This is a genomic window from Paraburkholderia flagellata (genome assembly GCF_021390645.1).
Lineage (GTDB): Bacteria > Pseudomonadota > Gammaproteobacteria > Burkholderiales > Burkholderiaceae > Paraburkholderia > Paraburkholderia flagellata.
The window spans coordinates 1,444,755-1,469,864 of sequence record NZ_JAJEJT010000001.1 but is presented as its reverse complement, the minus strand read 5'-3'; the positions used below and the strand labels follow the sequence as shown (position 1 = coordinate 1,469,864).

The window sequence follows — 25,110 nt, the reverse complement described above, 5'->3', positions numbered from 1 at the left end:
GAAATTCGGGACGAATATCAGCGCTTACGGAGCCGGCACGCCACTTTGAAGCGCCGGCGCCGACTTGCGGCACCACAGGCGGTAGGCGAGCCCAAGCACGCCCAGCCAGACCGGAATCAGGTATACGGAAATCCGCAGATCCGGGATCAGATACATTACAACGAGAATGCCGCCGAGGAACGCGAGACACACGTAATTCGTCAGCGGATAGCCGAGGCTGCGGAACGTGGTCGTCTGGCCGGTACGCGCCTTCTCGCGGCGGAATTTCAGGTGAATCAGGCTGATCATCGCCCAGTTGATGATGAGCGCGGATACCACGAGACCCATCAGCAGTTCGAACGCCTTGCCCGGCATGAAGTAGTTGATGATCACACAAGCAGCGGTGACGAACGCCGATACGCCGAGCGCCGTCAGCGGAATGCCGCGCCGGCTCACCTTGAGCAGCGCCTTCGGCGCATTGCCCTGCTGCGCGAGGCCGAACAGCATGCGGCTGTTGCAGTACACGCCGCTGTTGTAGACCGAGAGCGCGGCGGTCAGCACGACGAGGTTGAGCACGTTGGCCACGAGGTCGCTGTTCATCGCGTGGAAGATCAGCACGAAGGGGCTGCCGCCAGCCACGACCTTCTGCCACGGATAGAGCGAAAGCAGCACGCCGAGCGCGCCGATGTAGAAAATCAGGATGCGGTAGATCACCTGATTCGTCGCGCGCGGAATGGTGTGCGAGGGATCATCGGCTTCTGCTGCGGTGATGCCGACAAGCTCCAGTCCGCCGAACGAGAACATCACGACGGCCATGGCCATGACGAGACCCGAGACGCCGTGCGGGAAGAAACCGCCGTTGCGCCAGAGGTTCGAAACGCTCGCCTCGGGACCCGCCGAGCCCGACAACAGCAGCCAGCCGCCGAAGGCGATCATGCCGACGATCGCCAGCACCTTGATGATCGCGAACCAGAATTCGAGTTCGCCGTACGACTTGACGCTCGTGAGGTTGATACCGTTGATCACGACGAAGAACACGAGCGCCGAGACCCACGTGGGCAGCGTCGGCCACCAGTAGTGCATGTAGATGCCGACCGCCGAAAGCTCGGCCATGCTCACTAGCACGTAGAGCACCCAGTAGTTCCAGCCGGAGAGAAAGCCCGCGAATGGGCCGAAATACTTGTCGGCGAAGTAGCTGAACGAACCGGCGACGGGCTCGTCCACGACCATCTCGCCCAATTGCCGCATGATGAAGAACGCGATGATCCCGGCAACGCCATAGCCGAGCAGCACCGAAGGGCCGGCAGTCTGAATCGTCTGCGCAATGCCGAGGAACAGGCCCGTGCCGATCGCCCCGCCCAGCGCAATGAGCTGGATGTGGCGATTCTTGAGGCCGCGTTTTAGCTGGCCTGGATTTTCACGCGTGTCGTTTGAAACCATGTCTCTTCCTGTCTCCGACTTATCTGCGCGGGGTCGAGGCATCCGGGTGGGATGCCGGCTCCGCTCCATGAAATAAAATTGCGCACGCAACGTTCTGCGCTGGCGCGCTGCCAGGCTTGGCGGTATTGGCCGCCAGCCCGATCGGGTGCGCCCAGTGTATAGTTGGCGCGGGAAAATATGATTTCATCTCGTACGCAGGCAAACCCTGATTGATACAATTCTCTCTCGCCTCAACCCCATCTCACGCAAGATAAATGCAAAATCTCGCGCTCGACACGATCGACATGCGGCTTCTCGCCGCACTGCAGGAGCACGGCCGCGCTTCGAACCTCGAACTCGCGGCCGCGATCAAGCTCTCGCCCGCGCAGACGTTGCGCCGTCACCGGCGGCTCGAGGAACTCGGCGTGATCCGGCGCTACGAGACGCGCCTCGACGCGCAGGTGCTCGGCTTCGGCGTGGTCGCCTTCATTCAGGTGACGATGGAACGCGGGCACATGCGCGAGCTCATGAAGTTCAAGGAACTCGTCGCGACCTTGCCGCAGGTGCAGGAGTGCTACTCCGTGACTGGCGATATCGACTACGTGCTGAAGGTGGTGGCGCGCGATCTCAAGGCGCTATCCGAATTCCTGCTCGATACGCTGATGCGCGCGCCCGGCGTGAACAGCGTGCAGTCGATCGTCTGCCTCGATGAACTCAAGGGGACGAGTGCGATGCCGCTGGACGCCTGAGACAAATGCGCGGCAGGTCCGTCTGGCGGGTTTTTTCGGCGAAAACGCAATTTTATCTCATCGGCGCCCTTCTGGCGGCGACGCAGGACCGGCTGATGAAATAGTCTTGCTAAAAGCGCCATCGTGCTCTAAAAAACATGCTAGTCAGCATGTCTCCCGGCCGCCCTGGACACTGCAGCGGACGGCTTTACAAGCGCGAGCGCGACAGTCCATGAGTCTTCTTGAGCTCAGAGGCGTTTCCAGGCACTTCGGCGCCATTCAGGCGCTGACCGACGTGACGTTGAGCCTCGAACCCGGCCAGGTAATCGGACTGATGGGCGACAACGGGGCCGGAAAATCGACGCTGGTGAAGGTCATCGCCGGCAACTTCCCGCCCTCCCATGGCGAAGTTCTCATCGACGGCAAGCCCGTCCATTTCAGCCGGCCTGTGGACGCCCGCGCGAAGGGCATCGAGGTCGTGTATCAGGACCTCGCGCTCTGCGACAACCTCACGGCGGCGGCCAATGTCTTTCTCGGGCGCGAGCCGCGCCTCGGCATATGGCCCTTTCGCGTGCTCGATCACGCGGCCATGTACCGGCGCGCCGCCGAGCTTTTCAAGGAACTGAAGTCCGAAACGCGCCCTCGCGATCTCGTCCGGCAGATGTCGGGCGGCCAGCGGCAGGCCGTGGCGATTGCGCGCACGCGTCTTTCCGAGGCGCGGCTCGTGATCATGGACGAACCCACCGCTGCGATCAGCGTGCGCCAGGTGACACAGGTGCTCGAACTCATCAAACGCCTGTCTGAGCACGGCATTGCCGTCATTCTCATCAGTCACCGCATGCCTGACGTTTTCGAGGTCGCCCAGCGCGTAGTTGTCATGCGGCGCGGGCGCAAGGTGGCTGACAAGCAGATCGCTGCGTCCTCGCCGGAGGAAGTCACCGGCCTTATCACCGGAGCCATCGCTGCCGCCTGAAGCCAACCCGCGCGACTGCGTTGCATGGGGCCGCACTAAGCGCTGAAGCGCCAAGTGCGGCCGACAGGAGACCTGAAATTGAACGATGCGCCGCAAAGGCCAAACCCGATGCCGACACTGCTTGACGATCCCCAGTCCGCGAAAACCCACAGCCGCTGGAGTGGACTGCTCGCGAGCCAGGTGTTCTGGGTCGTGCTCGCTACGCTCGTCGCTTGCGTCCTGCTCTCGTTCGTCACCTCGACGTTCGCCACGCCGCAGAATCTCTTCAACGTCACGCGCAACTTCGCCTTCGTCGCCATCGTCGCGCTGGGGATGATGGCCATTATCGTCACCGGCGGCATCGACATTTCGGTCGGCTCGACGATTGCACTGAGCGGCATCGTGCTTGCCGTCACCATGAACGCGGGCTACCCGATCTGGGCCGGCATTGGCCTCGGCCTGCTCACCGCGGGACTAGTCGGCCTCGTCAACGGGCTACTGATCGCGTATCTCAACATGCAGCCTTTCGTCGTAACGCTAGGGATGCTGAGCGTGGGCCGCAGCCTCGCGCTCGTGATCTCCGGCAGCCGGACCATCTTCGAATTCGGACCGGACGGACACAAGCTCCTCGTGCTCGGCGGCGGCAAGACGCTCGGCGTGGCCAATCCCGTGTGGTTCCTGATCGTCCTCGGCGTGCTGTTCTGGTTCGCCTTCGCCTTCACGCGCTGGGGCCGCTACGTGTTCGCGGTGGGCGGCAATCGTCATGCAGCGAATCTCACCGGCGTGCCGGTGCGGCGCGTGCTCTGTTCGGTCTATGTGCTGGGCGGCCTGATGGCGGGCGTCGCGGCGATCCTGGAAGTGGGCTGGCTCGGCGCGGTGACTACGGGACTCGGCACCGGCGACGAACTGCGCGTGATCGCCGCCACGGTGATCGGCGGCACCAATCTCGCGGGCGGCGTGGGCAGCGCCTTCGGCACGATAGTCGGCGCCGCGCTCATCGAAGTGATCCGCAACAGCCTGATCCTGCTCGGCGTCGACTCGTTCTGGCAGGGCACAGTGGTGGGCGGTTTCATTATCATCGCCGTGCTGTTCAACCGGCTCGGCGGCGAGCGGCAAGGAGACTGAACGGATTTCAGGGAGGCGCGGCCGGACTGCACGCGGAACCGCCGGACGCCTGCATCACACATAACGCAAGGTTCCGCAGGAAGCCCAAGTCACGGGCGCGGGCTTTCCTTCCGATGACGAAGACTGTACGAGACACGCGCGCCGCACAACCGGCGCCGAACAGGAGGAAACCATGAAGAAAGCGTGGAAGTATTTCGCTGCGATCGGAGGGCTCGCCATGCTGGCCTCTTCCGCCTACGCAGCCGACAAGACCCTCGCGCTGGTCGTGAAGGGCCTCGACAATCCGTACTTCGACCTCATGCACCAGGGCTGCGACCGGGCAAACAAGGAGCTCAGCAAACAGGGCTACAACTGCTACTACACCGGGCCCGCGACAGCCGCCGACGAAAGCGCCGAAGTGCAAATCGTCGACGACCTGCTGACCAAGGGCGTTGCGGCGATCGCGATCTCACCGTCAAATGCGCCGGCCATTGCCGAAGTGATCCGCCGCCGCAACGCGAAGATCCCGATCATCACCGCGGACGCGGATCTGCTGCCGAAAGACCAGTCGCTGCGTAAAGCGTATGTGGGCACCGACAACTATGAACTGGGCGTGAAACTCGGCGAGCAGTTGAAGATGCTGATGCCCAAGGGCGGCAACATCTGCCTCGTAATGGGCAATCCCGCGGCGGAGAACATCAACCAGCGCGCCCAGGGCACGCGTGACGTGCTTTCGGGCAAGAAAGGCATCAAGAAGCTGGCGGGCGAAAACAACTGGCATGAGATCAGCGCCTGCCCGCTCTACGTGAACGACGATGCCGCGAAAGCGAATCAGATGATGCAGGACACCCTCACCGCGAACGCCGGGACGCTGCAGGCGTTCGTGTTCGAGGGCGGCTGGCCGCTCTTCGCACCCGAGGCATATTCGCAGGTCGTCGCGCCGATCGTGGACAAGATCAACAGTGGCCAGTTCGTGATCGTTTCAGCCGATACGCTCGGGCCTGAACTGCAGGCCCTCAAGGACCACAAGGTCAATGCGCTGGTCGGGCAGCGGCCTGAGGAAATGGGCTATCAGGCAGCGATGGTGATGCGAGATCTGGCGGAAGGAAAGACGGTGAAGGCGATTATTCACACCGGCCTGGATGTTTGTACGTGGAAGAATGCGGATACTTGTTTGAAACATTGAAGGGCGTAACCGTGCGAGGGCCGAGGCTTGGATAGCTCGGCTTGCGTTGCGCGGTTCGCCTGGCCGCGAGCCAGTTCGCAGCTTGCACGCAGACACCTCCCCCCTGTGTCGTCGCCGATCGCAGGCGGGATGATGTTCGTTCAAACCAAGATCGGGACTTTTCCGCCCGACATTATCCGTCGAGCCTGGCTGCGGCTTTCCCAAGCGCATTCGAGACAGGTAATCCCCCCGCCCATGAAGCAAACGACCTTCGCCTCACTGTGCCTTGACGCCAAGAAGAAGCGAACGCGGCGCGAAGTGCTCCCGGCAGAGATGGAACACGTCGTCCCGTGGGCGACGCTCGAGGTTGTAGCAACGAGATTTTCGTCAGCGTTGCGCGGAACGCGGTGAGCAATTGCTAGAGAAGGATGCCACGCTATTTCTCGGTCTTTCCACCACTAGCCTCTCCCGGTGACTGCACCCGGCTCGCTACAAGCTCCAGCGCCAGCGGTTTTTCAGGGTCAAGCTGCTTCGTTTCGATCACACGTCTCCACGCGCCGTCCGTACCAGGCTGCCTGTAGAACGCCACCACCGCCACGTACTTCGTGTCCTTTTTCATCGGCTCCGAGAGGCTCGATGATGCGCCTGGATTCACGACTGCGGCCATGTTCCCATTGAGGTCCTGTGCGAGCACCGTCTGATCACGCCTGAGCAGATCGTCGTAGGACGCGCCGTCGAAACTTTTTCGCTCCCTGAGCTGGTACACGCGTATGGCAACCGAGTTCGCCTTCCCGGCGTCGTCAGGATTCACGGCTTCGCGTGCCGTCAAATCGACGTTGAGAACCTTGACCTGGCGGTAAAACACCGCGTGGAATGCGTTCGATGTGGTGTCGGAAACGCTCTGCCAGGCACCACAGCCAGAAAGCAGCAGGGTCGGTGTAGCAAAGGCGAAAGCGGCAGCAAGACGCCTGGAAATCCAGGTGATGGGTTCAGACATGTCGGGGAGTCAGGTACGGATTGGGCGCGGGCGCCGGAATCGCTTCGTGGACACCGAGCGCGATGGTAATCAGGCGGTCCTCGTCAGCGGGCAGAACCGTGGTCCAGCCAAGACGCGGAGGGGCATCTGTGTGCAGGGACGCAATGGTCGGGTCGGGCACGAGCCTAGTCGACAGCTCCATGCGCAGATGAACATCAGCCGCTTTACCGATATATAGCTGCACAAAGGCCTTCACCTCCCGATGCAGCCTTGCGCCAGGTAACAGGTCGTGGGCCTGCTGCGCGCCGGCAGGACGCAACGTTACACGCACGGCGCGGCTGCGGTACGTGAGATGTTTGCCGAGCACGTACCCGGCGCCCAGCCCGCGGCGTGCTGCCCGCCCCGGCTGAGGCGTGGGGGCGGATTGCGAGGTGAGCGGCCGCGGCGCGCCGGTACTCGCACGTGCGGGGTGAAACTCTTCGACGCGCACCTCGACGTCGGGCGCGGCCAGCGCGATCACCCCGGCAAGCCCCTCCGCCGTACGTGTGCGCTGGATCAGGAGGCCCAGCAACGCAAGCATGCGGGAATCCGGCAGTCCCGCACGTGCGGGTTTGTCACCCCAGCCGAAGCCGCCGAGACACAGCAGGTTGCGGGAGTGATCATCTGTGCCACCCGCGCGGAAGCTCTCCGGATAGCGATACTTCTTCCACGCGCGGTAGAGCAGCGTGACATTGCGGTGATTGAACTGGTCGAGAAACGCCTCAAGTGCCTCGTGGCCTTCTTCGCGCAACGCGATGTCGTCCACGAAGTGCGGCGGCATCGCCGCATCGACACCATAAAGGCCCATGAACGTCGTACGCACGGTGGGCGGCGCGTCGGGCCGATCCTCATCGAACTCAACCGCAGCGATCTCGCCGGCCGGAAAGCCCATGCGCGGCCGTGGCCGGAACCGCACCGGCTCGCGAGCTGGTGTGTCCTGCGTGCCGAACCCCGGCTGATCTGGCACGCGGTGCTCCAGCAGCCGGCACAGCTGCATGAAGCTCATCTGCGGGGCGCGGGCAAGCAGCGAGGCAACCAGCGGTTCGAGATCAGGCATGTCCCTCGGTTTCATAGCGCAGCCCTGTGTGTCTTGCTGCGTGGCCAAACCGTACGCGTCTGCGACGGGAGGCTGACGATCGACAGCTTCGTGAACAGGTTGATTTCCGCGTACAGCTCGAAGAACCGGTGCAACAACTCGCCAAACAGCATGACATCACCCTCGCCCGCGAACGCGTGCGAATCGAGCGTCACCTCGATCAGCACGCCGCGGTCCACTGAGCCGCCCGACACTTCCTCGATCAGTTCCTCCGAAACCCAAAGGATGCCGGCGAGGCGCCGGCGGTTCAGCTCGTCGTTGGTCCAGTCGTAGAGCGCCAGCGCACCACGTAGCACCTCGGCGTTCATCATGGAGAGGAAGTTGGGCGCAAGATGGGAAAGCACTCGCCACTGGAAGCGGTCGCCGGTCGGCGGGTAAAGCGGCAGTGTAGGAGCGACCAGGTTGCGCACGCCCGCGACATTAGGCGTGCTTTCGCCAAGCTCGTTGAGGCTCGCCTCACGCAGGCCCTTGCGTGGCAGCATGCCGTTCGTCGCCGTCATTTGCAGCGAGAGGCTTTCCTCAGGCAGGTTTTCGAGCGTGTCCCATGCATGGCCCCCAAGGACGAGCCAGGTCTCGTGCAGACCCGACACGCCGGCACGTACCCGCGTATGGAAGTAACGCTCCGGCGCCTCGTGGCGCAGCATGCCGCCACGATGGCGAAACGTCGCGAACGGGACGTACTCGTAGCGGTTGGCGTCGAGGTGGTCGAACGCCGCAACCCGGTCCACCGAGTACGTCTCGATGTTGTTGTTCCCCTGCCCGGCTGGCACGACGCGATATTCCGTCTGGTGGTGGTCAATCGTCACCGGCTCGGCATCGATCTCAAACAGGTTGATGACTGGCGCGCAGTACAGTCGGATGTTTTCCGTCGTGAAACGCTGGTCGGCTGGATACATCTCGCGCAGCACGACCTCCAGCTCGAAGCGGGTTGAGGCCGCCGGAAACTTTTCGATGTCGAGACCGACGAGATCGACGAAGAGGAACTTCTCGCGAAACGTGAAGTATTCGAGCAGCAACTGGTACCAGGAATCGCACACGGTATCGCAGCTAAAGGGCTCGCCTCCAGGCTACGTCGGTTACGGCCGCGGCGGCATCCTGACCGAGGCGGTGCGCCAGCGCCCTTACAGTGTCGTGCTACTAGATGAAGTCGAAAAAGCCCACCGCGACGTGCTGGATATCTTCTATCAGGTGTTCGACCGTGGGAGCATGCGAGATGGCGAAGGCCGTGAAATCGACTTCAGCAACTGCGTAATCGTCATGACGTCCAATCTGGGCAGTGAACAGATTGACGAAGCCGTGCTGGACACGCCGCAGATTGCACATGCGGCCCTGCTCGATGCAATCCGGCCACAGCTTCTCGCACACTTTCAGCCCGCGCTTCTCGCGCGCTTCCAGACGCTCGTGTATCGCCCGCTGGACGTCGACGCACTCGCCGCGATCGTGCGGCTGAAACTGGCAAAGGTGGCCGAGCGTCTGCGCAGGCAGCACAAGGTTGAACTAGTCTGCGACGACACACTGATCGACACGATGGCTCAACTGTGCCTTGAGCGCCACTCAGGTGCGCGCAATGTAGATACCTTCCTGAGTCAGCGCGTGCTGCCGGCGGTGTCGCGTGAGCTGCTTTCGCGAATGGCAACCGGCGCTCAGCCGGCACAGATTCGACTGTCAGGTTCAGGGGAAAGCAACCTCACGATTGATTTCGTCGGTCGTGAACAAACGGCCGGCGCTCGCACGCCAGCCTCTGCTGAAGTATGAGGAAAGGCCCCATGCCCACGGGCCCTTCGCTCTACGACATGCTCCTCGGCCAGATCGGCGGGGAGTCTCTGGACGCGTACGACGATCGCACGCTCGAATGCCTGAGCGTGCAGCAGAACGTGCAGCGGATCCTGAACACGCGCGCGGGCGCGCTTAAGCACCTGCCCGACTATGGCGTACCTGACCTGACGAACATCTACATGGCGTTGCCAGCATCGGCACACCAGTTGCGGGACCAGATGCAGGCGACGCTGCTGAAGTATGAGCCGCGTATCCGGTCGATCGATGTCTCGATCCTGGCAGACAATGATCCCGGCGTGCTGGTCAGCTTCGAGATGACCTGTCATCTGAGAAAGGATGGACTGGTGCGATTTGGAACGTACTTCGAGCCGCCAGGACGCTTGCGTCTCACACGGCGGATACAGAGGCAGGATTGAATGTGACCTATCTCCTCCAAAAAGGGCCATCCGGAGTCTAGTAAAGCTCGTTTTCGGAAAAGAAGACGAACATGAAGAAGTGCTTTAGGGAAGAGCAAATCATCGGGTTTCTGAAGGAAGTCGGGGCTGCTAGAAGCCAATCGGCTCTACTGAAGGGGGCATGTCAACACGACGACAGCTTAGGCAAGTACTTGGTATCGCGAAGCGATTTTCCTCGATTCCGATACCAGGATTTCTGAGTGCGTGATACTCAGTCGAATTCCCTGTACAAAAGGGCTTTGAGCATTCCGATACCATGATTCAATGCATTCAATAAAAATAAACCCAATGATATGGACTACTATTCGATTAACAACTACAAAAGACACCATTAAAAGTGCAAGCCATCCCCGCTTTTCGCCGCCCGCCATGACACGACGCCGTTATTGAAAATCGAGAAGTGGACGTGAAAAAGCCCGCAAAATCGCGGGCTTAGTCATTTTACTGCCTCTATCTGCCTGGCGTTGCCAGATTACACGCCAAATTAGCGCTCACTCCCACTCAATCGTCGCAGGCGGCTTGCCCGAGATGTCATACACGACACGATTAATCCCGCGCACTTCATTAATGATGCGGTTCGACACATGCCCCAGCAACTCGTGCGGCAGGTGCGCCCAGTGCGCCGTCATGAAGTCGAGTGTCTGCACCGCGCGCAGCGCGACAACATACTCGTAGGTGCGGCCATCGCCCATCACGCCCACGCTCTTCACCGGCAGGAAGACGGCAAACGCCTGGCTCGTGAGCTCGTACCACGACTTGCCGGTTTCCTTGTCGATCGTGTTGCGCAGCGTCTCGATGAAGATCGCGTCCGCACGGCGCAGCAGATCCGCAAAATCGCGCTTCACTTCGCCGAGAATACGCACGCCGAGGCCCGGGCCCGGGAACGGATGGCGATACACCATTTCGTGCGGCAGGCCGAGCTTCACGCCCAGTTCGCGCACTTCGTCCTTGAAGAGTTCACGCAGCGGCTCGAGCAGCTTGAGGTTGAGCGTTTCCGGCAGACCGCCCACGTTGTGGTGGCTCTTGATCGTATGCGCGGCCTTCTTGCCCTTGCCCGCCGACTCGATGACGTCCGGATAGATGGTCCCTTGCGCGAGCCACTTCGCGTCGGTGAGCTTGCCCGCTTCGGTCTGGAAGACTTCGACGAACTCCGCGCCGATGATCTTGCGCTTCGCTTCGGGGTCGGTCACGCCCGCGAGCTTCGACATGAACGCTTCGCTCGCGTCGACGTGGATTACCTTCACGCCGAGGTTATCGGCGAACATCGACATCACCTGCTCGGCTTCGTTCAGCCGAAGGAGGCCGTGATCGACGAATACACAGGTCAACTGGTCGCCAATCGCGCGGTGCAGCAGCGCTGCGGCCACCGACGAATCCACGCCGCCCGAGAGGCCGAGAATCACGTGCTCGTTGCCCACCTGCTTGCGGATCGTTTCGACGGCTTCGTCGATGTAGTGGCCCATCTCCCAGTCGGCCTTGGCGCCGCAGATGCCGAGCACGAAGCGCTCGAGCATCGCGCGGCCCTGCACCGTGTGCGTGACTTCCGGGTGCCATTGCAGGCCGTAGAAGTGGCGCGCTTCGTCGGCCATTGCCGCGATCGGGCACGATTCCGTCGAGGCCATCAGCTGGAAGCCCTGCGGCATTTCCGTGACCTTGTCGCCGTGGCTCATCCACACCTTGAGCATGCCGTGGCCTTCGCTCGTGCGGAAGTCTTCGATGCCTTCGAGGAAACTCGTGTGGTTGCGCGCGCGCACTTCGGCGTAGCCGAATTCGCGCAGGTGGCCGCCGTCGACCTTGCCGCCGAGCTGCTCGGCCATCGTCTGCATGCCGTAGCAAATGCCGAGCACCGGCACGCCCAGTTCGAAGACAGCTTGCGGCGCGCGCGGCGTGTCGGTGTCGGTGACCGAGTTCGGGCCGCCCGAGAGGATGATGCCCTTCGGTGCGAATTCGCGAACGAACGCGTCGTCGACATCGTACGGATGGATTTCCGAATAGACGTGGGCTTCGCGCACGCGGCGCGCGATGAGCTGGGTGACTTGCGAGCCGAAGTCGAGAATCAGGATTTTGTCGTGCATGGCTGCGGACGAGACCTAAAAAAGAACGGATACAGAAAGCCGCGCGACAGTGCAAACGCGCGCAGCGTGAATTCATCAGGACCAGGGCAGCGCACTACGGCGGAACCGGGTAGCGCAAATTCGGGTGTGCATTAGGCGCTGCTTTGGACGCATTGAGTCTGGTGTTTCGGAGGCCGGGTCTGAGCGCGGCCTCAGCCACGCAGCGGCGGCCTCGGTGCGTCGGCCGCTTCGTCGCGAGCCGCCTGGCGAGCCTCTTGAGCTTGCGCCGTGCTGGCGGCGGGCGGCATAACCGTCGATGGACGGGGCGTAACCGGCGGAACGGCTGCGGGCGTCACGGTCGGGACTTCCACGACGGGTTCCACCGGCGCTGGCGGCCGTTTCGCCTCACGCGCACCGCCCCACGCCATCGTTCTCAAAAAGCCCGGCTTCGCGTACGTCACCGGCTCGTCACGACGTTCGAGCCGCTCTTTCTCCGCCTTACGCTGCTGCACGGAGCTGCCGCTCGCCTGCCCTTTCTGGCGCTTGCGCACCGCGCCCGCGAGCCGCGCGCCGCCGAGGCCGAGGATGATCAGCCACACGCCAACCGCACCGGCCACCAGCTGGCCCAAACCAGTGAGCTGCGGCGCACGCAGCCCGACGAGCCAGACCAGCATCAGCACGCCGGCAATCCAGTTGACGTGCCCCACGGTGCGGCCCACAGGTACTGTCATCTCCCCGTGGAAGGCCGCGCGCAGCGCAAGCCACGCGAATCCCAGCAGCACCACGCCAAACGCTTGCCCAACGAGCGCCGGCTGCGTTTGCACCAGTTGCAACGCGTCGTAGACCTGGGTCCAGGGCGTGAGAACGAACAGCACGCCGAACCCCAGCAACGTCAACGCATCGACAATCAGCAGCACGCGCAGCAGCGGCTTCATCGGGGTTTAGTCCACGTGATAGTTGGGCGCTTCCTTCGTGATCTGCACGTCGTGCACGTGCGATTCGTTCAGGCCGGCGCCAGTAATCTGCACAAACTCAGCCTTCGCATGCAGATCGTCGATCGTGCGGCAACCGCAGTACCCCATCGAGGCGCGCACGCCACCGATCAGCTGGAACAGGATTGCGTTGATCGGGCCCTTGTAGGCAACGCGGCCTTCGATGCCTTCCGGCACGAGCTTGTCGATATTGGCCGAGTTGTCCTGGAAGTAGCGGTCCGCAGCGCCGTCCTTCATCGCGCCGACCGAGCCCATGCCGCGGTACGACTTGTACTGGCGGCCCTGATACAGGAACACGTCGCCTGGCGACTCTTCGGTACCCGCGAACATGCTGCCCATCATCACAGCGTTCGCGCCGGCTGCCAGCGCCTTCGAAACGTCTCCCGAGTAGCGCACACCGCCGTCCGCGATGCACGGCACGCCCGTACCCTTGAGCGCTTCCGAGACATTGGAAATCGCGCTGATCTGCGGCACGCCCACGCCCGCCACGATACGCGTCGTGCAGATCGAGCCCGGGCCGATACCGACCTTCACGCCGTCCGCACCGTACTCGACGAGCGCACGCGCCGCGTCGGCCGTGGCGATGTTGCCGCCGATCACTTCGACGTGCGGAAAATTCTTCTTGACCCAGCGAACGCGCTCGAGCACGCCCTTGCTGTGGCCGTGCGCCGTGTCGACCACGATCACGTCCACGCCGGCCTGCACCAGCAGCTCGACGCGCTCTTCGTTGTCCGGACCCACGCCAACTGCCGCACCTGCGCGCAGCTTGCCGTGTTCGTCCTTACAGGCGGCCGGGTGCTCGGTCTGCTTGGTGATGTCCTTGACGGTCATGAGACCGCGCAGTTCGAACGAATCGTTCACGACCAGCACGCGCTCGAGGCGGTGGCTGTGCATGAGCTCCTTGGCTTCGTTGAGCGGCGTGCCTTCCTTGACGGTCACGAGGCGTTCGCGCGGCGTCATGATCGAGCGTACCGGCTCGTCCAGACGCGTTTCGAAACGCAGGTCGCGGTTCGTGACGATACCGACGAGTTGCGCGCCTTCGACGACCGGGAAGCCCGAAATGCCATGCTGCTGCGAGAGCGCGATGACGTCGGCGACCTTCATTTGCGGCGGAATCGTGATCGGATCGCGCACCACGCCCGACTCGAAGCGCTTCACCTTCGCGACCTCGCGCGCCTGCTCGGCCGGCGTGAGGTTCTTGTGGACGATCCCGACGCCGCCCTGCTGCGCCATGGCGATTGCCAGACGGCCTTCCGTGACGGTATCCATGGCGGCCGACACGAGCGGAATGTTCAGGGAGATATTGCGGGTCAGCCGGGTCTTCAGGCTGGTGTCGCGCGGGAGAACGTCGGAGAAGGCGGGGACGAGGAGCACGTCATCGAACGTGAGTGCTTTCTGGATCAGACGCATGGCAAATCCTATAGGCGCAAAAGCAGATTATACGCGATAGCGCCCTGGAAATCATCAGCGCTAACAGTAGCTTAGCGCCGATTTCGGGATTATTTGCACGCTCCGGCCTCGCCGCTGCATGCGGTGCAGGCCCGCCGCGCCTCCGACCCGAATATCGGGCGCACGGTGCAGGATTGAACAAGACGGCCACGCACGCCTCCAGTTAAGCTTCGGGCCATCCTGTTAAAGCGGCCCGATTGGGTCACCCGAAGTTTCTGGAGGCAATACAAATGCAGCGTGGTGTGTTGTACGGCGTGCTCGCCGGCGCGTTATGGGGAACGGTGTTCGTCGTGCCCCGGCAACTGGCGGAGTTTTCGCCACTGCTCCTGAGCGCAGGCCGCTACGCCATGTATGGCCTTGTCTCGCTCGCCGCGCTCCTGCCCATGCTGCGCCGAGTCTGGCCGCGCATGACGCGCGCCGATCTCGTCGCGCTCGTGAAGCTCGCGCTCGTGGGCAACGTGCTCTATTACCTCTTTCTGGCGAGCGCGATCCATTTGGTGGGCATCTCGCCGGCCTCGCTGATCGTCGGCGTGCTGCCCGTCACGGTCACACTGCTCGGGCGCCGCGACCATGGCGCCGTGCCGCTTTCGCGTCTCATCTGGCCGCTCGCAATGATCGCGGCCGGCATCGCCTGCATCAACGTGGACGTGTTCACCGCCGCTGGCAACGCAGGCGGTGCGAGCATCCTCACGCGCATTGCGGGCATTGGCTGTGCCGTCGGTGCGCTCGTGTGCTGGACCTGGTTCGCGGTCGAGAACGCCCGCTATCTGCAGCGCAATGCGCACTTCAGCGGCAACGAATGGTCCGTGCTGTGGGGCGTGGTGACGGGCGCGCTCGGCGGGCTGCTCTGGCTCGGCATTCTCGTCGTGCCGTCGCGCTGGGTGCAGGACACCGTCGCCGCGGGCCGCTGGACCACGTTCTGGCAGTTGAATCTGGTGCTCGCGATCGGCGCTTCGTGGCTCGGCAACGGTCTATGGAACGCCGCCGCCAAGCGCCTGCCGCTCACGCTCTCGGGTCAGATGATCGTATTCGAAACGCTGTTCGCACTGCTCTACGGTTTTATCTACGATCACCGGCTGCCGCGCGCTCTGGAAATCGCGGCCGTCGTACTGCTGGTGGCAGGCGTGAGCTGGTCGGTGCGCCAGCATTCGGGCGGCCCCGAAGATACCGCGCATGGCGACGGCATCGTGCCGGACGGCGATCTGCCAGGAATCGGCAACGAAAGCCGCCTCGCGCACCCCAAGGCCGATGCGAAGCGAAGCGGTCGTACTACCACAGCCTGAGCGCGATGCCCCAGAAAGCCGAATGGGCGAGACAGCTTGCGCTGTTTCGCCCATTACGTTTGTGCGGCCACCCCGTGGCAACCCGCTTCGATCCCTAGCGCGAGTCCTTGGGCAACCACTTGCGCCCTTCGATCGAGCCTTCCTTGCGGGTCTTGTCGACGCGGCGCTGGCGCGCCATTTTCGGGTCGACGATCAGCGGCCGATAGATTTCCACGCGATCATGGTCGACGAGCACGGTGTCGAGCGGCTTGAGCTTGCCGTACACGCCCACCTTGAGCGTTGCCAGATCGATCTCGGGATGGCGCGCGAGGATGCCGCTCGCATCTATGGCCTGCTGAACGGTCGCGCCAGGCGGCAGATCAATGCTGATAAGCGTTTGAGCGTGAGGCAACGCATAGCAAACGTCGACGGAAAGGTTCGTACTCATGGCTTGCCGTAGCGCTGGTCGGCGCGCTTCACGAAAGAGTCGACGAAAGTGTTCGCGATGTGATGGAACACCGGCCCGATGAGTTTTTCGAGAATGATGTTTGAAAACTCGTAATGCAGCGCAAACTCGATCTTGCAGGCGTCGGCGCGCAGCGGCGTGAAGCGCCAGTAGCCTGTGAACTTGCGAAACGGGCCGTCGGCGAATTCCATGTCGATGCGCTCGGGCCGCTTTTGCGAGTTGCGGGTGGCGAAGTGTTGCTTGATGCCCTTGAAGTTGATGTCGATCTTCGCCTCCATGCCGTTTTCGTCCTGACGGCGAATCTCGACGCCGCCGCACCACGGCAGGAAGTTGGGGTAGTCGGCGACGTCGGTGACGAGGTCGAACATCTGCTCCGCCGAATGGCGAATCAACACGGTTTTCTGGACATCCGCCATAAATTGCGCAATGCGTGGCTAGGGTGAAAGCGCCACGGGCTTTCGGGAGCCCGCTTTGCTAAAATCGTAATTTTAAACGAGTTGGGCCAATCCCATTTTCCTATGAGCATCATCGACAACAGAAAAGCGTTCTTCGATTACTTCATCGAAGAGCGCCACGAGGCTGGGCTCGTGCTGGAAGGATGGGAAGTCAAGGCCATGCGCGCCGGGCGAGCCAACATCAAGGAAAGCTACGTCATGATCAAGGATGGCGAGCTGTACCTGATCGGCACGCACATCAGCCCGCTGCCCGAGGCCTCGACGCACATCCAGCCCGACCCCACCCGCATCCGCAAGCTGCTCCTGAAACGCGAAGAGATCGACAAGCTGATCGGCAAGGTCGAGCAGCGCGGCTTCACGCTCGTGCCGCTTAACTTCCATTACAAGGGCGGCCGCGTGAAGTGCGAGATCGGCCTCGCCAAGGGCAAGAAGCTGCACGACAAGCGCGAAACCGAGAAAAAGCGCGACTGGGAGCGCGAAAAGGCGCGCTTGATGCGCTCGCCCACCTGATTCTTCCGGAATCGTCCAGATGGAAAACGGGCCGCTCACGCGGCCCGTTGTCGTTTTCGGCGGCCTCGGCGCCTATGCGCCCTTCGTCGCCCCGGCGCCGCTGATCTGCCCCTCGCGCAAACCCGCCCGGTTCACGATCGTTAGTGCCGATGCGATCATCGTGCTCAGATCACCCATGTTGCCCGGCACGATCAGCGTATTGCCCTGCTTCGCGAGATTGGCGAAAGCATTCACGTACTGTTCGGCCACCTTCAGGTTGACGGCATCCATCCCGCCCTGCGCCTGGATCGAGTTGCCGATCTTCTGGATGGCCTGCGCGTTCGCCTCGGCCACGGCCAGAATGGCCGCCGCCTGACCCTGCGCCTGGTTGATGGCCGCCTGGCGTTCGCCTTCCGACTTCTGGATCGCCGCCTCGCGCGCGCCTGCCGCCAGGTTGATCTGCTCCTGCTTGCGGCCTTCCGAGGCTGCGATGAGCGCGCGTTTTTCCCGCTCGGCGGTGATCTGCGCCTGCATGGCGTGCAGGATTTCCTTCGGCGGCGTCAGATCCTTGATCTCGTAGCGCAGCACTTTCACGCCCCAGTTCGAGGCGGCTTCGTCGAGCGCCGACACGACGCTGTGGTTGATGAAATCGCGTTCCTCGAAGGTCTTGTCGAGTTCGAGCTTGCCGATGACGGAACGCAGCGTGGTCTGCGAAAGCTGCGTAATCGCGAACACGAAATTGCTCGATCCGTAGGACGCCTTCATCGGATCGGTCACCTGGAAGTACAGCACGCCATCCACCTGAAGCTGGGTGTTGTCGCGCGTGATGCAGACCTGGCTCGGCACGTCGAGCGGGATCTCCTTGAGCACGTGCTTGTACGCGACGCGATCCACGAACGGCAGCACGATCGTCAACCCAGGCGTGAGCGTGGCATGGTAGCGCCCAAGCCGCTCGAGCACCCAGGCATGCTGCTGCGGCACGATCTTGATGGTCTGCGCGATCAGCACGATGACGATCACGAGCAGTATCAGGCCGACGACTGGGACTTCCATACGGGACCTCCGTTCGCTTCTGTGTGGTTTGCTGGTGTGATTTTGAATGCGACCATTCACGCGTGGCGTGCGCCGTCGCGAGCGGTGCCGGACGCATTGGTTTCGCCCTGCTCGTGTTTTGCCGCGACGATCAGGCAACTGCCGCGCACTGCCTTGATTTCATAGAGCGGCGCATCTTCGGGCTCGCCAGGTGCGAGTTCGGCGTCCCATTCGGCGCCGCGATACATCGTGCGTGCGCGGCGGTCGTGCCAGGCGGCGACGGCGAGTGTTGCGCCAATATCGAGGTTCACACCCGGATCGGTCGAAGCATCGGTCATGCGCCGGCGCCGGCCGAAGCGCGAGCGCCGCAGCGTGATCACGGCCGCGAGCCCAACCACCGCCGCGACAATCAGTTGCACGTCGAGCGGCGCGCCAAGCTCATAGCTGAGCGCACCGGCGAGAAAGCCGAGCGCGATCATCAAGAGGTAGAAGGTGCCCGTCATCAGTTCCGCGACGATGAGCACGCCGGCAGCAATCCACCAGAACAAACCATGCGGACCCACGACGACCTCCCAAAGTAAAACACCCCGGATAGACCGGGGTGTTATAGCACGAAGCTGACACTTTTTTCCACAGCGTGCAACGCTGCCCGGAAAGCCGCATCAAGCTGCGCTTGCGCCGAGGATTCGCACCCTCGGCATCACGCTTACTTCGACTGCGACTTCGCCAGCTGCTGCCACGTCTCGACAACCGAGTCCGGGTTCAGCGAGATCGAAGCGATCCCTTCTTCCGCGAGCCACTGGGCGAAGTCCGGGTGGTCGGACGGGCCCTGACCGCAGATGCCGACGTACTTGTTCAGACGGCGGCAGGTTTCGATCGCGCGCTTGAGCATGAACTTCACGGCCGGATCGCGCTCGTCGAAGTCGACGGCCAGCAGTTCCATGCCCGAGTCCCGGTCGAGGCCGAGCGTGAGCTGCGTGAGGTCGTTCGAGCCGATCGAGAAACCGTCGAAGTACTGCAGGAACTCTTCGGCGAGGATCGCATTCGACGGCACTTCGCACATCATGATGAGCTTGAGATCGTTCACGCCGCGCTTGAGGCCGAACTTCTCGAGCAGACCCACCACGCGCTCAGCTTGCTTGAGCGTGCGCACGAACGGCACCATGATCTCGACGTTCGTGAGACCCATCTCTTCACGCACGCGCTTGAGCGCCAGGCACTCCATTTCGAACGCCTGCGCGAAGTCCTCGGCGATGTAACGCGACGCGCCGCGGAAGCCCAGCATCGGGTTTTCTTCGTCCGGCTCGTAGCGCGAACCGCCGATCAGCTTCTTGTACTCGTTCGACTTGAAGTCGGACAGACGCACGATGACGGGCTTCGGATAGAACGCCGCTGCGATCGTGGCGATGCCTTCGGTCAGCTTGTCGACATAGAACGCGCGCGGCGATGCATGGCCGCGTGCAACGCTTTCCACGGCCTTCTTCAGGTCCGCGTCGACATTCGGGTACTCGAGAATCGCCTTCGGGTGCACGCCGATGTTGTTGTTGATGATGAACTCGAGACGGGCGAGGCCAACACCTGCATTCGGCAGTTGCGAGAAGTCGAACGCGAGCTGCGGATTGCCGACGTTCATCATGATCTTGACCGGAATGGCCGGCAGCTCGCCACGCTGGACTTCGCTGACTTCGGTTTCGAGCAGACCGTCGTAGATGCGGCCTTCGTCGCCTTCCGCGCACGAAACCGTCACGAGCGCGCCGTCCTTCAGCACGTCGGTCGCATCGCCGCAGCCCACGACTGCCGGCACGCCCAGCTCACGCGCGATGATCGCCGCGTGACACGTACGGCCGCCACGGTTCGTGACGATTGCCGAAGCGCGCTTCATCACCGGCTCCCAGTTCGGGTCGGTCATGTCGGCGACCAGCACGTCGCCCGGCTGCACGCGTTCCATTTCGGACGGGTCGTGAATCACCTTCACGCGGCCCGCGCCGATCTTCTGGCCGATTGCGCGGCCCGTTGCGAGAACCTGCGACTGGCCCTTGAGCTTGAAGCGCTGCTCGACCTTGCCCGCGGCCTGGCTCTTCACCGTCTCCGGACGCGCCTGGAGAATGAAGATCTTGCCGTCGAGGCCGTCCTTGCCCCACTCGATGTCCATCGGACGCTGGTAGTGCTTCTCGATGATGACGGCGTACTTGGCCAGCTCGATCACGTCTTCGTCGGTGATCGAGAAGCGGTTGCGCTGTTCGTGCGTGACGTCGACCGTCTTCACGCGGCCAGGCTCGCCAGGCTGCGTGAATTCCATCTTGATGAGCTTCGAGCCGATCGAGCGGCGGATGATCGGAGCCTTGCCCTGAGCGAGCGTGGTCTTGAAGACGTAGAACTCGTCCGGATTCACAGCGCCCTGCACGACCGTTTCACCGAGGCCATAGCTCGACGTGATGAAGACGGCGTCCTTGAAGCCCGATTCCGTGTCCAGCGTGAACATCACGCCCGCTGCACCGCGGTCCGAACGGACCATGCGCTGCACGCCAGCCGAAAGCGCGACTTCGGCGTGGGTGAAGCCCTTGTGGACACGATAGGAAATAGCGCGGTCGTTGTAGAGCGACGCGAACACGTGCTTGAGGCGATCGAGCACGTCCTCGATGCCCACCACGTTGAGGTAGCTTTCCTGCTGACCGGCAAACGATGCGTCAGGCAGGTCTTCTGCCGTTGCCGACGAACGCACGGCGAACGACAGCTCAGACGGCGAACCGTTCTGGAGCGTCACGAAACCGGCGCGGATGTCCGCTTCGAGCTTCGGCTGCAACGGCGCGTCGATGATCCATTGACGGATCTCCTTGCCGGCTTCGGCCAGCGCCTTCACGTCGTCGACGTCGAACGTCTCCAGACGCGCGGCGATCCGCTCGGTCAGGTTGTTATGTTTCAGGAAGTCGCGGAAGGCGAGCGCAGTCGTGGCGAAGCCCGTGGGCACACGCACGCCAGCTTCAGCCAACTGGCTGATCATTTCGCCGAGCGAGGCGTTCTTGCCGCCCACGATCTCGACATCGGTCATCCGCAACTGCTCGAAAGGCACTACATACGCCTGATCCTTGGCAACGGTGTTAGTCATACAAGCCCCTAAGTGTGAAAAAAATTCACGATTGCGCAAGTGGGCTCGAACGCGGTCCGCCCATTGGAAGCGGATTCGCGTCTTGCGCAACCTGTTGGAGAAGCAATCGCCCAAGCGTCGGGCGAATTTCCATTCAATGGAAAAGCACGAAGATGCGCGCGATTACATGGAGTTAGACGGAATCGCTGCAAATTGACACCAGAATGCGCCGCGATAGGCGGCCGTTTGGCGCGGTTGCACTGCAATTGCTTATCCAACAGGTTGCCGCTATTCTACCGTGCCGACTTCCGAATTTGTGCCAGTCGGCGAGAATTGCCCCTCGGTCCCGCCGGACGGGGCTTTCCGGGCGCCCAAGCCTGTCCCGAGCGGCCCTGCAGCTCACGTACCCAGCCTCAACCGATGCCGCCTACCGTATTCATCGTCTCCGACGGTACCGGGATCACTGCCGAAACCTTCGCGCATTCGATCCTGTCTCAGTTCGACCAGAAATTCCGTCTCGTGCGCGTGCCGTTCGTCGACTCGACCGACAAGGCCTACTCGACCGCCGAGAAAATCAACGAAGCCGCCGTGCAGGAAGGCCGCCGCCCGATCGTTTTCACGACGCTCGTGGACAGCAACTCGAACGAGATCGTCAAGCGCGCCAATGCGCTCGTGATGGACATGTTCCAGACCTTCGTCGAGCCGCTCGAGCAGGAGCTTGAGCTCAAGTCGAGCCACGCGATGGGCCGCGGCCACCAGAACGCCGACACCGACGAATACAAGAACCGTATCGAGGCGATCAACTTCTCGCTCGCCCACGACGACGGCCAGTCCGACCGCAATCTCGCCGACGCCGACGTGATCCTCGTGGGCGTGTCGCGCAGCGGCAAGACGCCTACGAGCCTTTATCTCGCGATGCAGTACGGCGTGAAAGCCGCAAACTACCCGCTGATTCCCGACGATTTCGAGCGCGGCAAGCTGCCGAACGCGCTGCTTTCGCATCGCACGAAGATCTTCGGTCTCTCGATCGATCCGCAGCGTCTCACCGAGATCCGCAACGAGCGGCGTCCGGGCAGCAAATACGCTGCGCTGGAAAACTGCCGCTATGAAGTAAACGAAGCCGAGGCGATGATGCGCCGCGAAGGCATCAAGTGGCTCTCGTCGACGCACAAGTCGATCGAGGAAATCGCCACCACGATCCTGCAGGAAATCCGCATCGACAAGCCGTCGTATTGAGACGGCCTGACCGAAACTAAAAAGCCCGCGTTACGCCGCGGGCTTTTGAGTTGCTAGCTGATGCGAGTGTCAGCGGACATGCCGCTGCTGCCGGCATTGCTCGAACACGCACACAGCCGCCGCCGCTGCGACGTTGAGCGACTCCATGCCGCCCGGCTGCGGAATCGTCACACGCAGCGCCGCCGCGTCGCGCCACACCTGCGAAACGCCCGCGCCTTCGTTGCCGAACACCCATGCGACCTGGCCTGTGAGATCGGCCTCGTCGATCGCCTGCGCGCCGTGCGAATCAGTGATGACGACCGGCACGCCAAGCATCCCGACGAGCGCTTCGGCCTCCACGTTCTCGAACACCTGCACGAGGAAGTGCGCGCCCATTGCTGAGCGCAGCACCTTCGACGACCACACGTAGGCCGTGCCCGGCGTGCAAAAGACTCGGTCGATGCCGGCGGCCGCCGCGCTGCGTAGGATCGAGCCGACATTGCCGGCGTCCTGCAATCCGTCGAGCACGAGGCAAGTCGATCCGACGCGCTCAGGCAACTGCGTTTGCGGCATATCGACGAGCAACAGGAGCCCCACGCCATGCACGACGTTCGAGAGTTGCCCGAAGAGCGCGTCGGGCAGCGAGATCACGCGGCGCTCGTCCACGCGGGCGACGATGGCCTGCGCCTCTTCATGCGTGAGCGCGCCTTCGGTCACCACGCAGTATTCGGGCTGCGAGCCGCCATCGAGCCAGGCGCTCGCAAGGTGGAAGCCTTCCAGCAAAGCCTGGTGGCTGCGCCGCTGTTGATGCGTCGAGCCGGCCAGCGCCTTCAGACGCTTGTAGAGCGGATTGTCGCGCGAGGTAATGGCTTTCACGGGCGGGCCTGGCGTGTCAAATGAGGATCGAGAAAAAGAAAATCGGCGGCGCCTGCACGCGAAACGGCGCCGGCTCGCGTGAGGCGCCGTCAGCGGCGGCTCAAGGCAATGGCGCGAAGGCGTCGCCTTCTTCGAGGCCAGCAGCGGCGCCGGCCACCGTTGCCGCACCGGTCAGCACGATGCCGTGCAACGCGTACGCATCACGCACGGGCGCGAACGAGCGCCGGTGATGCTCGCACGGACCATGCACGCGCAACGCTTCGAGATGCTGCGGCGTGCCGTAGCCCGCGTGGGCGTCGAAACCGTAATGCGGATGGAGCTGGTGCAGATCGACGAGCATGCGGTCGCGCGTAACCTTCGCGATGATCGACGCCGCCGAGATGCTCGGCACGAGCGCGTCGCCGCCAATCACCGCCTCGCTGCGCACCGGCATCACCGGGCAGCGATTGCCGTCGATCTTCGCGAGCGTCGGCACGATGCTCAAGCCTTCGACGGCGCGCCGCATCGCCAGCATCGTTGCGTGCAGAATGTTGAGCGTGTCGATTTCCTCGACGCTCGCCTCGCCGACGCACCATGCGAGCGAGCGCTCGACGATGCGCTCATACAGCGCTTCGCGCGCCTGCGCCGTCAGCACCTTCGAATCGTCGAGCCCGCGAATCGGCCGGGCCGGATCGAGAATCACGGCCGCCGCGACCACGGGCCCGGCGAGCGGCCCGCGCCCCGCCTCGTCCACGCCGCAGATCACATCGTCTGGCGACTCGAACAGCAGCCCGGCTTGCCGCGCTGCCTTGCGGCGCGCGGCGAGCTTGATGGCCGCCTGCGACGGCGGCTTTTTCACGGCCGGCGCTTTCGCGCGCTTGATCGCACCCTCGCTCATGCCCGCCCCTTGCGGCGTTCGACGATGCCCGCGACCACTTCGGCCGCGCGCTCCGCGGTGTTCTGGCGCAGGGTCAGATGCATCTGCGTGAACACCTCGGTCAGCGTGCGCCGGTTCGCCTCATCCTGCAACTGCGTGAGCGTCGCGTCGGCAAGCGCCTCTGGCGTCGCGAAGTGTTGCAGGATTTCCGGCACGACGAAGCGCCCCGCGAGAATGTTCGGCAGGCCCACGTAAGGCAGATAGGCCTGGCGGCGCATGATCTGTCCCGTAAGCCAGGGCACCTTGTAGGAGATGACCATCGGCTTCTTGAGCAGCGCCGCTTCGAGCGTGACCGTGCCGCTTTTCACGAGGATCGCGTCGGCGGCCGTCATCGCGAGCTGCGACTGGCCATCGATGATCGTGAGCGCGAGACCCTCGTGCGCGCTTGCGAGTTCCTGCAACTGCGCGTGGATAGCGGGCGTCGCCGCCGGCATCACGAAACGCAGCGCCGGCTCGCGCCGCTGCATGATCTGCATCGCGTCGAAGAAGGTCGGCCCGATCAGGTTGATTTCCGAGCGGCGGCTGCCCGGCAGCACCGCAATTACCGGGCCGCTTTCCGGCAGGCCAAGCGTGTGGCGCGCGCCGGCCATGTCCGGTTCGAGCGGAATCTCGTCGGCGAGCGGGTGGCCCACATACGACGCCGCCACCCCAGCCTTCTCTAGGAGCGCCGTTTCGAACGGGAACACGCACAGCATGTGATCCACAGCCTTCTGGATCTTCTTGATGCGACCGCCACGCCACGCCCAGATCGACGGGCAGACAAAGTGGATCGTCGGAATGCCCGCATCGCGCAGCGCGTGCTCCAGACCGAAGTTGAAGTCAGGCGCATCCACGCCGATGAAGGCGTCAGGCGGTTCGGCCAGCAACTGATGCTTGAGCTCGTTGCGGATGCGCAGAATCTCGGGAATGTGCCGCAGCGCCTCGACGTAGCCGCGCACCGAGAGCTTTTCCATCGGCCAGTGCGCATCGAAGCCGGCGGCCGTCATGCGCGGGCCTCCAATTCCGTAGTACTGCGTAGTGTCGGGCAAGCGGGCCTTGAGACCCGCAAGCAGCGATGCCGCGAGCAGGTCGCCGGACGGCTCGCCGGCGACCATCGCGAGGCGCAGCGGACGCGTTTGCAGCGCCATCGA

General features: G+C 63.0%; 22 protein-coding genes and 3 pseudogenes. 10 read left to right on the top strand and 15 right to left on the bottom strand.

Annotation, left to right across the window (positions count from 1 at the left end):
- Window positions 1-24: 24 nt before the first annotated feature.
- A complete protein-coding gene (locus tag L0U83_RS06430) occupies window positions 25-1,419 on the bottom strand; it encodes an amino acid permease (RefSeq protein WP_233881446.1) in 1,395 nt (464 codons plus the stop codon).
- Window positions 1,420-1,673: 254 nt separating this feature from the next.
- Between L0U83_RS06430 and L0U83_RS06425 the strand changes: the two genes are divergently transcribed.
- The 5 genes and pseudogenes from L0U83_RS06425 to L0U83_RS06405 all read left to right on the top strand — a co-directional run.
- Window positions 1,674-2,147, top strand: coding sequence for an Lrp/AsnC family transcriptional regulator (locus L0U83_RS06425; RefSeq protein WP_233881445.1), 474 nt, complete (start codon window positions 1,674-1,676; stop codon window positions 2,145-2,147).
- A gap of 211 nt (window positions 2,148-2,358) precedes the next feature.
- A complete protein-coding gene (locus L0U83_RS06420) occupies window positions 2,359-3,099 on the top strand; it encodes an ATP-binding cassette domain-containing protein (protein ID WP_233881444.1) in 741 nt (246 codons plus the stop codon).
- A gap of 108 nt (window positions 3,100-3,207) precedes the next feature.
- Entirely contained in the window at window positions 3,208-4,203 is a 996-nt protein-coding gene (locus L0U83_RS06415; protein WP_233881443.1) for an ABC transporter permease, read from the top strand.
- A 172-nt stretch (window positions 4,204-4,375) separates the two neighbouring features.
- Window positions 4,376-5,368: a sugar-binding protein gene (locus L0U83_RS06410; protein WP_233881442.1), complete on the top strand. Its 993-nt coding sequence runs from the start codon at window positions 4,376-4,378 to the stop codon at window positions 5,366-5,368.
- Window positions 5,369-5,602: 234 nt separating this feature from the next.
- Window positions 5,603-5,719 (top strand): annotated as a pseudogene (locus L0U83_RS06405) (IS5/IS1182 family transposase); the annotation flags it as partial.
- Between the two features lie 64 nt (window positions 5,720-5,783).
- Here the strand turns inward: L0U83_RS06405 and tssJ are convergent.
- The 3 genes and pseudogenes from tssJ to tssF form a co-directional block, all read right to left on the bottom strand.
- Window positions 5,784-6,344: a type VI secretion system lipoprotein TssJ gene (tssJ, locus tag L0U83_RS06400; RefSeq protein ID WP_233881441.1), complete on the bottom strand. Its 561-nt coding sequence runs from the start codon at window positions 6,342-6,344 to the stop codon at window positions 5,784-5,786.
- Window positions 6,337-7,434 (bottom strand): type VI secretion system baseplate subunit TssG, encoded by a 1,098-nt coding sequence (tssG, locus tag L0U83_RS06395; protein ID WP_233881440.1) that lies wholly within the window; start codon window positions 7,432-7,434, stop codon window positions 6,337-6,339. The genes tssJ and tssG overlap by 8 nt, the downstream gene beginning before the upstream one ends.
- Window positions 7,431-8,486 (bottom strand): annotated as a pseudogene (gene tssF, locus L0U83_RS06390) (type VI secretion system baseplate subunit TssF); the annotation flags it as partial. The gene tssG and the pseudogene tssF, both read right to left, overlap by 4 nt.
- Here tssF and L0U83_RS06385 point away from each other — a divergent pair.
- Both L0U83_RS06385 and tssE read left to right on the top strand, forming a co-directional pair.
- Window positions 8,479-9,213: pseudogene (locus tag L0U83_RS06385) on the top strand (AAA family ATPase); the annotation flags it as partial. The pseudogenes tssF and L0U83_RS06385 overlap by 8 nt on opposite strands.
- An 11-nt stretch (window positions 9,214-9,224) precedes the next feature.
- On the top strand, window positions 9,225-9,650 hold the full coding sequence (gene tssE, locus L0U83_RS06380) for a type VI secretion system baseplate subunit TssE (protein ID WP_233881439.1): 426 nt from the start codon (window positions 9,225-9,227) through the stop codon (window positions 9,648-9,650).
- Between the two features lie 530 nt (window positions 9,651-10,180).
- Here the strand turns inward: tssE and guaA are convergent.
- The 3 genes from guaA to guaB form a co-directional block, all read right to left on the bottom strand.
- Window positions 10,181-11,764 carry a glutamine-hydrolyzing GMP synthase gene (gene guaA / locus L0U83_RS06375; RefSeq protein WP_233881438.1) on the bottom strand — a complete coding sequence of 528 codons (1,584 nt, stop codon included), beginning with the start codon at window positions 11,762-11,764 and terminating at the stop codon, window positions 10,181-10,183.
- A gap of 191 nt (window positions 11,765-11,955) precedes the next feature.
- The gene (locus tag L0U83_RS06370; RefSeq protein WP_233881437.1) at window positions 11,956-12,678 is read right to left on the bottom strand and encodes a hypothetical protein; all 723 of its coding nucleotides are present in this window, start codon (window positions 12,676-12,678) and stop codon (window positions 11,956-11,958) included.
- Window positions 12,679-12,684: 6 nt separating this feature from the next.
- Window positions 12,685-14,145 (bottom strand): IMP dehydrogenase, encoded by a 1,461-nt coding sequence (gene guaB, locus L0U83_RS06365; RefSeq protein WP_201697137.1) that lies wholly within the window; start codon window positions 14,143-14,145, stop codon window positions 12,685-12,687.
- 269 nt (window positions 14,146-14,414) lie between these two features.
- Between guaB and L0U83_RS06360 the strand changes: the two genes are divergently transcribed.
- Window positions 14,415-15,467, top strand: a complete 1,053-nt coding sequence (locus tag L0U83_RS06360; RefSeq protein ID WP_233881436.1) for a DMT family transporter — start codon at window positions 14,415-14,417, stop codon at window positions 15,465-15,467.
- 94 nt (window positions 15,468-15,561) lie between these two features.
- Here the strand turns inward: L0U83_RS06360 and L0U83_RS06355 are convergent, their stop codons facing one another.
- Window positions 15,562-15,894: an RnfH family protein gene (locus L0U83_RS06355; protein WP_233881435.1), complete on the bottom strand. Its 333-nt coding sequence runs from the start codon at window positions 15,892-15,894 to the stop codon at window positions 15,562-15,564.
- Window positions 15,891-16,328 (bottom strand): type II toxin-antitoxin system RatA family toxin, encoded by a 438-nt coding sequence (locus L0U83_RS06350; RefSeq protein WP_158757684.1) that lies wholly within the window; start codon window positions 16,326-16,328, stop codon window positions 15,891-15,893. Before L0U83_RS06350 ends, L0U83_RS06355 begins: the two co-directional genes overlap by 4 nt.
- A gap of 102 nt (window positions 16,329-16,430) precedes the next feature.
- Between L0U83_RS06350 and smpB the strand changes: the two genes are divergently transcribed.
- The gene (smpB, locus tag L0U83_RS06345) at window positions 16,431-16,877 is read left to right on the top strand and encodes an SsrA-binding protein SmpB (RefSeq protein ID WP_028204044.1); all 447 of its coding nucleotides are present in this window, start codon (window positions 16,431-16,433) and stop codon (window positions 16,875-16,877) included.
- Window positions 16,878-16,949: 72 nt separating this feature from the next.
- Here smpB and L0U83_RS06340 read toward each other — a convergent pair whose 3' ends face one another.
- The 3 genes from L0U83_RS06340 to ppsA all read right to left on the bottom strand — a co-directional run bounded on the left by L0U83_RS06340 (window position 16,950) and on the right by ppsA (window position 20,994).
- Entirely contained in the window at window positions 16,950-17,909 is a 960-nt protein-coding gene (locus L0U83_RS06340; RefSeq protein ID WP_233881434.1) for an SPFH domain-containing protein, read from the bottom strand.
- A gap of 56 nt (window positions 17,910-17,965) precedes the next feature.
- A complete protein-coding gene (locus L0U83_RS06335; protein ID WP_233881433.1) occupies window positions 17,966-18,451 on the bottom strand; it encodes an NfeD family protein in 486 nt (161 codons plus the stop codon).
- Between the two features lie 143 nt (window positions 18,452-18,594).
- Window positions 18,595-20,994: a phosphoenolpyruvate synthase gene (gene ppsA / locus L0U83_RS06330; protein WP_233881432.1), complete on the bottom strand. Its 2,400-nt coding sequence runs from the start codon at window positions 20,992-20,994 to the stop codon at window positions 18,595-18,597.
- A 399-nt stretch (window positions 20,995-21,393) separates the two neighbouring features.
- Here ppsA and ppsR point away from each other — a divergent pair, with 399 nt between their 5' ends.
- Window positions 21,394-22,209 carry a posphoenolpyruvate synthetase regulatory kinase/phosphorylase PpsR gene (gene ppsR / locus L0U83_RS06325; protein ID WP_233881431.1) on the top strand — a complete coding sequence of 272 codons (816 nt, stop codon included), beginning with the start codon at window positions 21,394-21,396 and terminating at the stop codon, window positions 22,207-22,209.
- A gap of 69 nt (window positions 22,210-22,278) precedes the next feature.
- Here the strand turns inward: ppsR and L0U83_RS06320 are convergent, their stop codons facing one another.
- From L0U83_RS06320 to lpxB, 3 genes are all read right to left on the bottom strand, one after another.
- The gene (locus L0U83_RS06320) at window positions 22,279-23,064 is read right to left on the bottom strand and encodes a TrmH family RNA methyltransferase (RefSeq protein WP_233881430.1); all 786 of its coding nucleotides are present in this window, start codon (window positions 23,062-23,064) and stop codon (window positions 22,279-22,281) included.
- Between the two features lie 100 nt (window positions 23,065-23,164).
- Window positions 23,165-23,941 carry a ribonuclease HII gene (gene rnhB, locus L0U83_RS06315; RefSeq protein ID WP_233881429.1) on the bottom strand — a complete coding sequence of 259 codons (777 nt, stop codon included), beginning with the start codon at window positions 23,939-23,941 and terminating at the stop codon, window positions 23,165-23,167.
- On the bottom strand, window positions 23,938-25,107 hold the full coding sequence (lpxB, locus tag L0U83_RS06310) for a lipid-A-disaccharide synthase (RefSeq protein WP_233881428.1): 1,170 nt from the start codon (window positions 25,105-25,107) through the stop codon (window positions 23,938-23,940). The genes rnhB and lpxB overlap by 4 nt, the downstream gene beginning before the upstream one ends.
- Window positions 25,108-25,110 lie beyond the last annotated feature (3 nt).

Bases quoted from the DNA above. Each gene is read 5' to 3' on its own strand.
- L0U83_RS06430 (WP_233881446.1), bottom strand. From the start codon at position 1,419: ATGGTTTCAAACGACACGCGTGAAAATCCAGGCCAGCTAAAACGCGGC.
- L0U83_RS06425 (WP_233881445.1), top strand. From the start codon at position 1,674: ATGCAAAATCTCGCGCTCGACACGATCGACATGCGGCTTCTCGCCGCA.
- L0U83_RS06420 (WP_233881444.1), top strand. From the start codon at position 2,359: ATGAGTCTTCTTGAGCTCAGAGGCGTTTCCAGGCACTTCGGCGCCATT.
- L0U83_RS06415 (WP_233881443.1), top strand. From the start codon at position 3,208: ATGCCGACACTGCTTGACGATCCCCAGTCCGCGAAAACCCACAGCCGC.
- L0U83_RS06410 (WP_233881442.1), top strand. From the start codon at position 4,376: ATGAAGAAAGCGTGGAAGTATTTCGCTGCGATCGGAGGGCTCGCCATG.
- tssJ (WP_233881441.1), bottom strand. From the start codon at position 6,344: ATGTCTGAACCCATCACCTGGATTTCCAGGCGTCTTGCTGCCGCTTTC.
- tssG (WP_233881440.1), bottom strand. From the start codon at position 7,434: ATGAAACCGAGGGACATGCCTGATCTCGAACCGCTGGTTGCCTCGCTG.
- tssE (WP_233881439.1), top strand. From the start codon at position 9,225: ATGCCCACGGGCCCTTCGCTCTACGACATGCTCCTCGGCCAGATCGGC.
- guaA (WP_233881438.1), bottom strand. From the start codon at position 11,764: ATGCACGACAAAATCCTGATTCTCGACTTCGGCTCGCAAGTCACCCAG.
- L0U83_RS06370 (WP_233881437.1), bottom strand. From the start codon at position 12,678: ATGAAGCCGCTGCTGCGCGTGCTGCTGATTGTCGATGCGTTGACGTTG.
- guaB (WP_201697137.1), bottom strand. From the start codon at position 14,145: ATGCGTCTGATCCAGAAAGCACTCACGTTCGATGACGTGCTCCTCGTC.
- L0U83_RS06360 (WP_233881436.1), top strand. From the start codon at position 14,415: ATGCAGCGTGGTGTGTTGTACGGCGTGCTCGCCGGCGCGTTATGGGGA.
- L0U83_RS06355 (WP_233881435.1), bottom strand. From the start codon at position 15,894: ATGAGTACGAACCTTTCCGTCGACGTTTGCTATGCGTTGCCTCACGCT.
- L0U83_RS06350 (WP_158757684.1), bottom strand. From the start codon at position 16,328: ATGGCGGATGTCCAGAAAACCGTGTTGATTCGCCATTCGGCGGAGCAG.
- smpB (WP_028204044.1), top strand. From the start codon at position 16,431: ATGAGCATCATCGACAACAGAAAAGCGTTCTTCGATTACTTCATCGAA.
- L0U83_RS06340 (WP_233881434.1), bottom strand. From the start codon at position 17,909: ATGGAAGTCCCAGTCGTCGGCCTGATACTGCTCGTGATCGTCATCGTG.
- ppsA (WP_233881432.1), bottom strand. From the start codon at position 20,994: ATGACTAACACCGTTGCCAAGGATCAGGCGTATGTAGTGCCTTTCGAG.
- ppsR (WP_233881431.1), top strand. From the start codon at position 21,394: ATGCCGCCTACCGTATTCATCGTCTCCGACGGTACCGGGATCACTGCC.
- rnhB (WP_233881429.1), bottom strand. From the start codon at position 23,941: ATGAGCGAGGGTGCGATCAAGCGCGCGAAAGCGCCGGCCGTGAAAAAG.
- lpxB (WP_233881428.1), bottom strand. From the start codon at position 25,107: ATGGCGCTGCAAACGCGTCCGCTGCGCCTCGCGATGGTCGCCGGCGAG.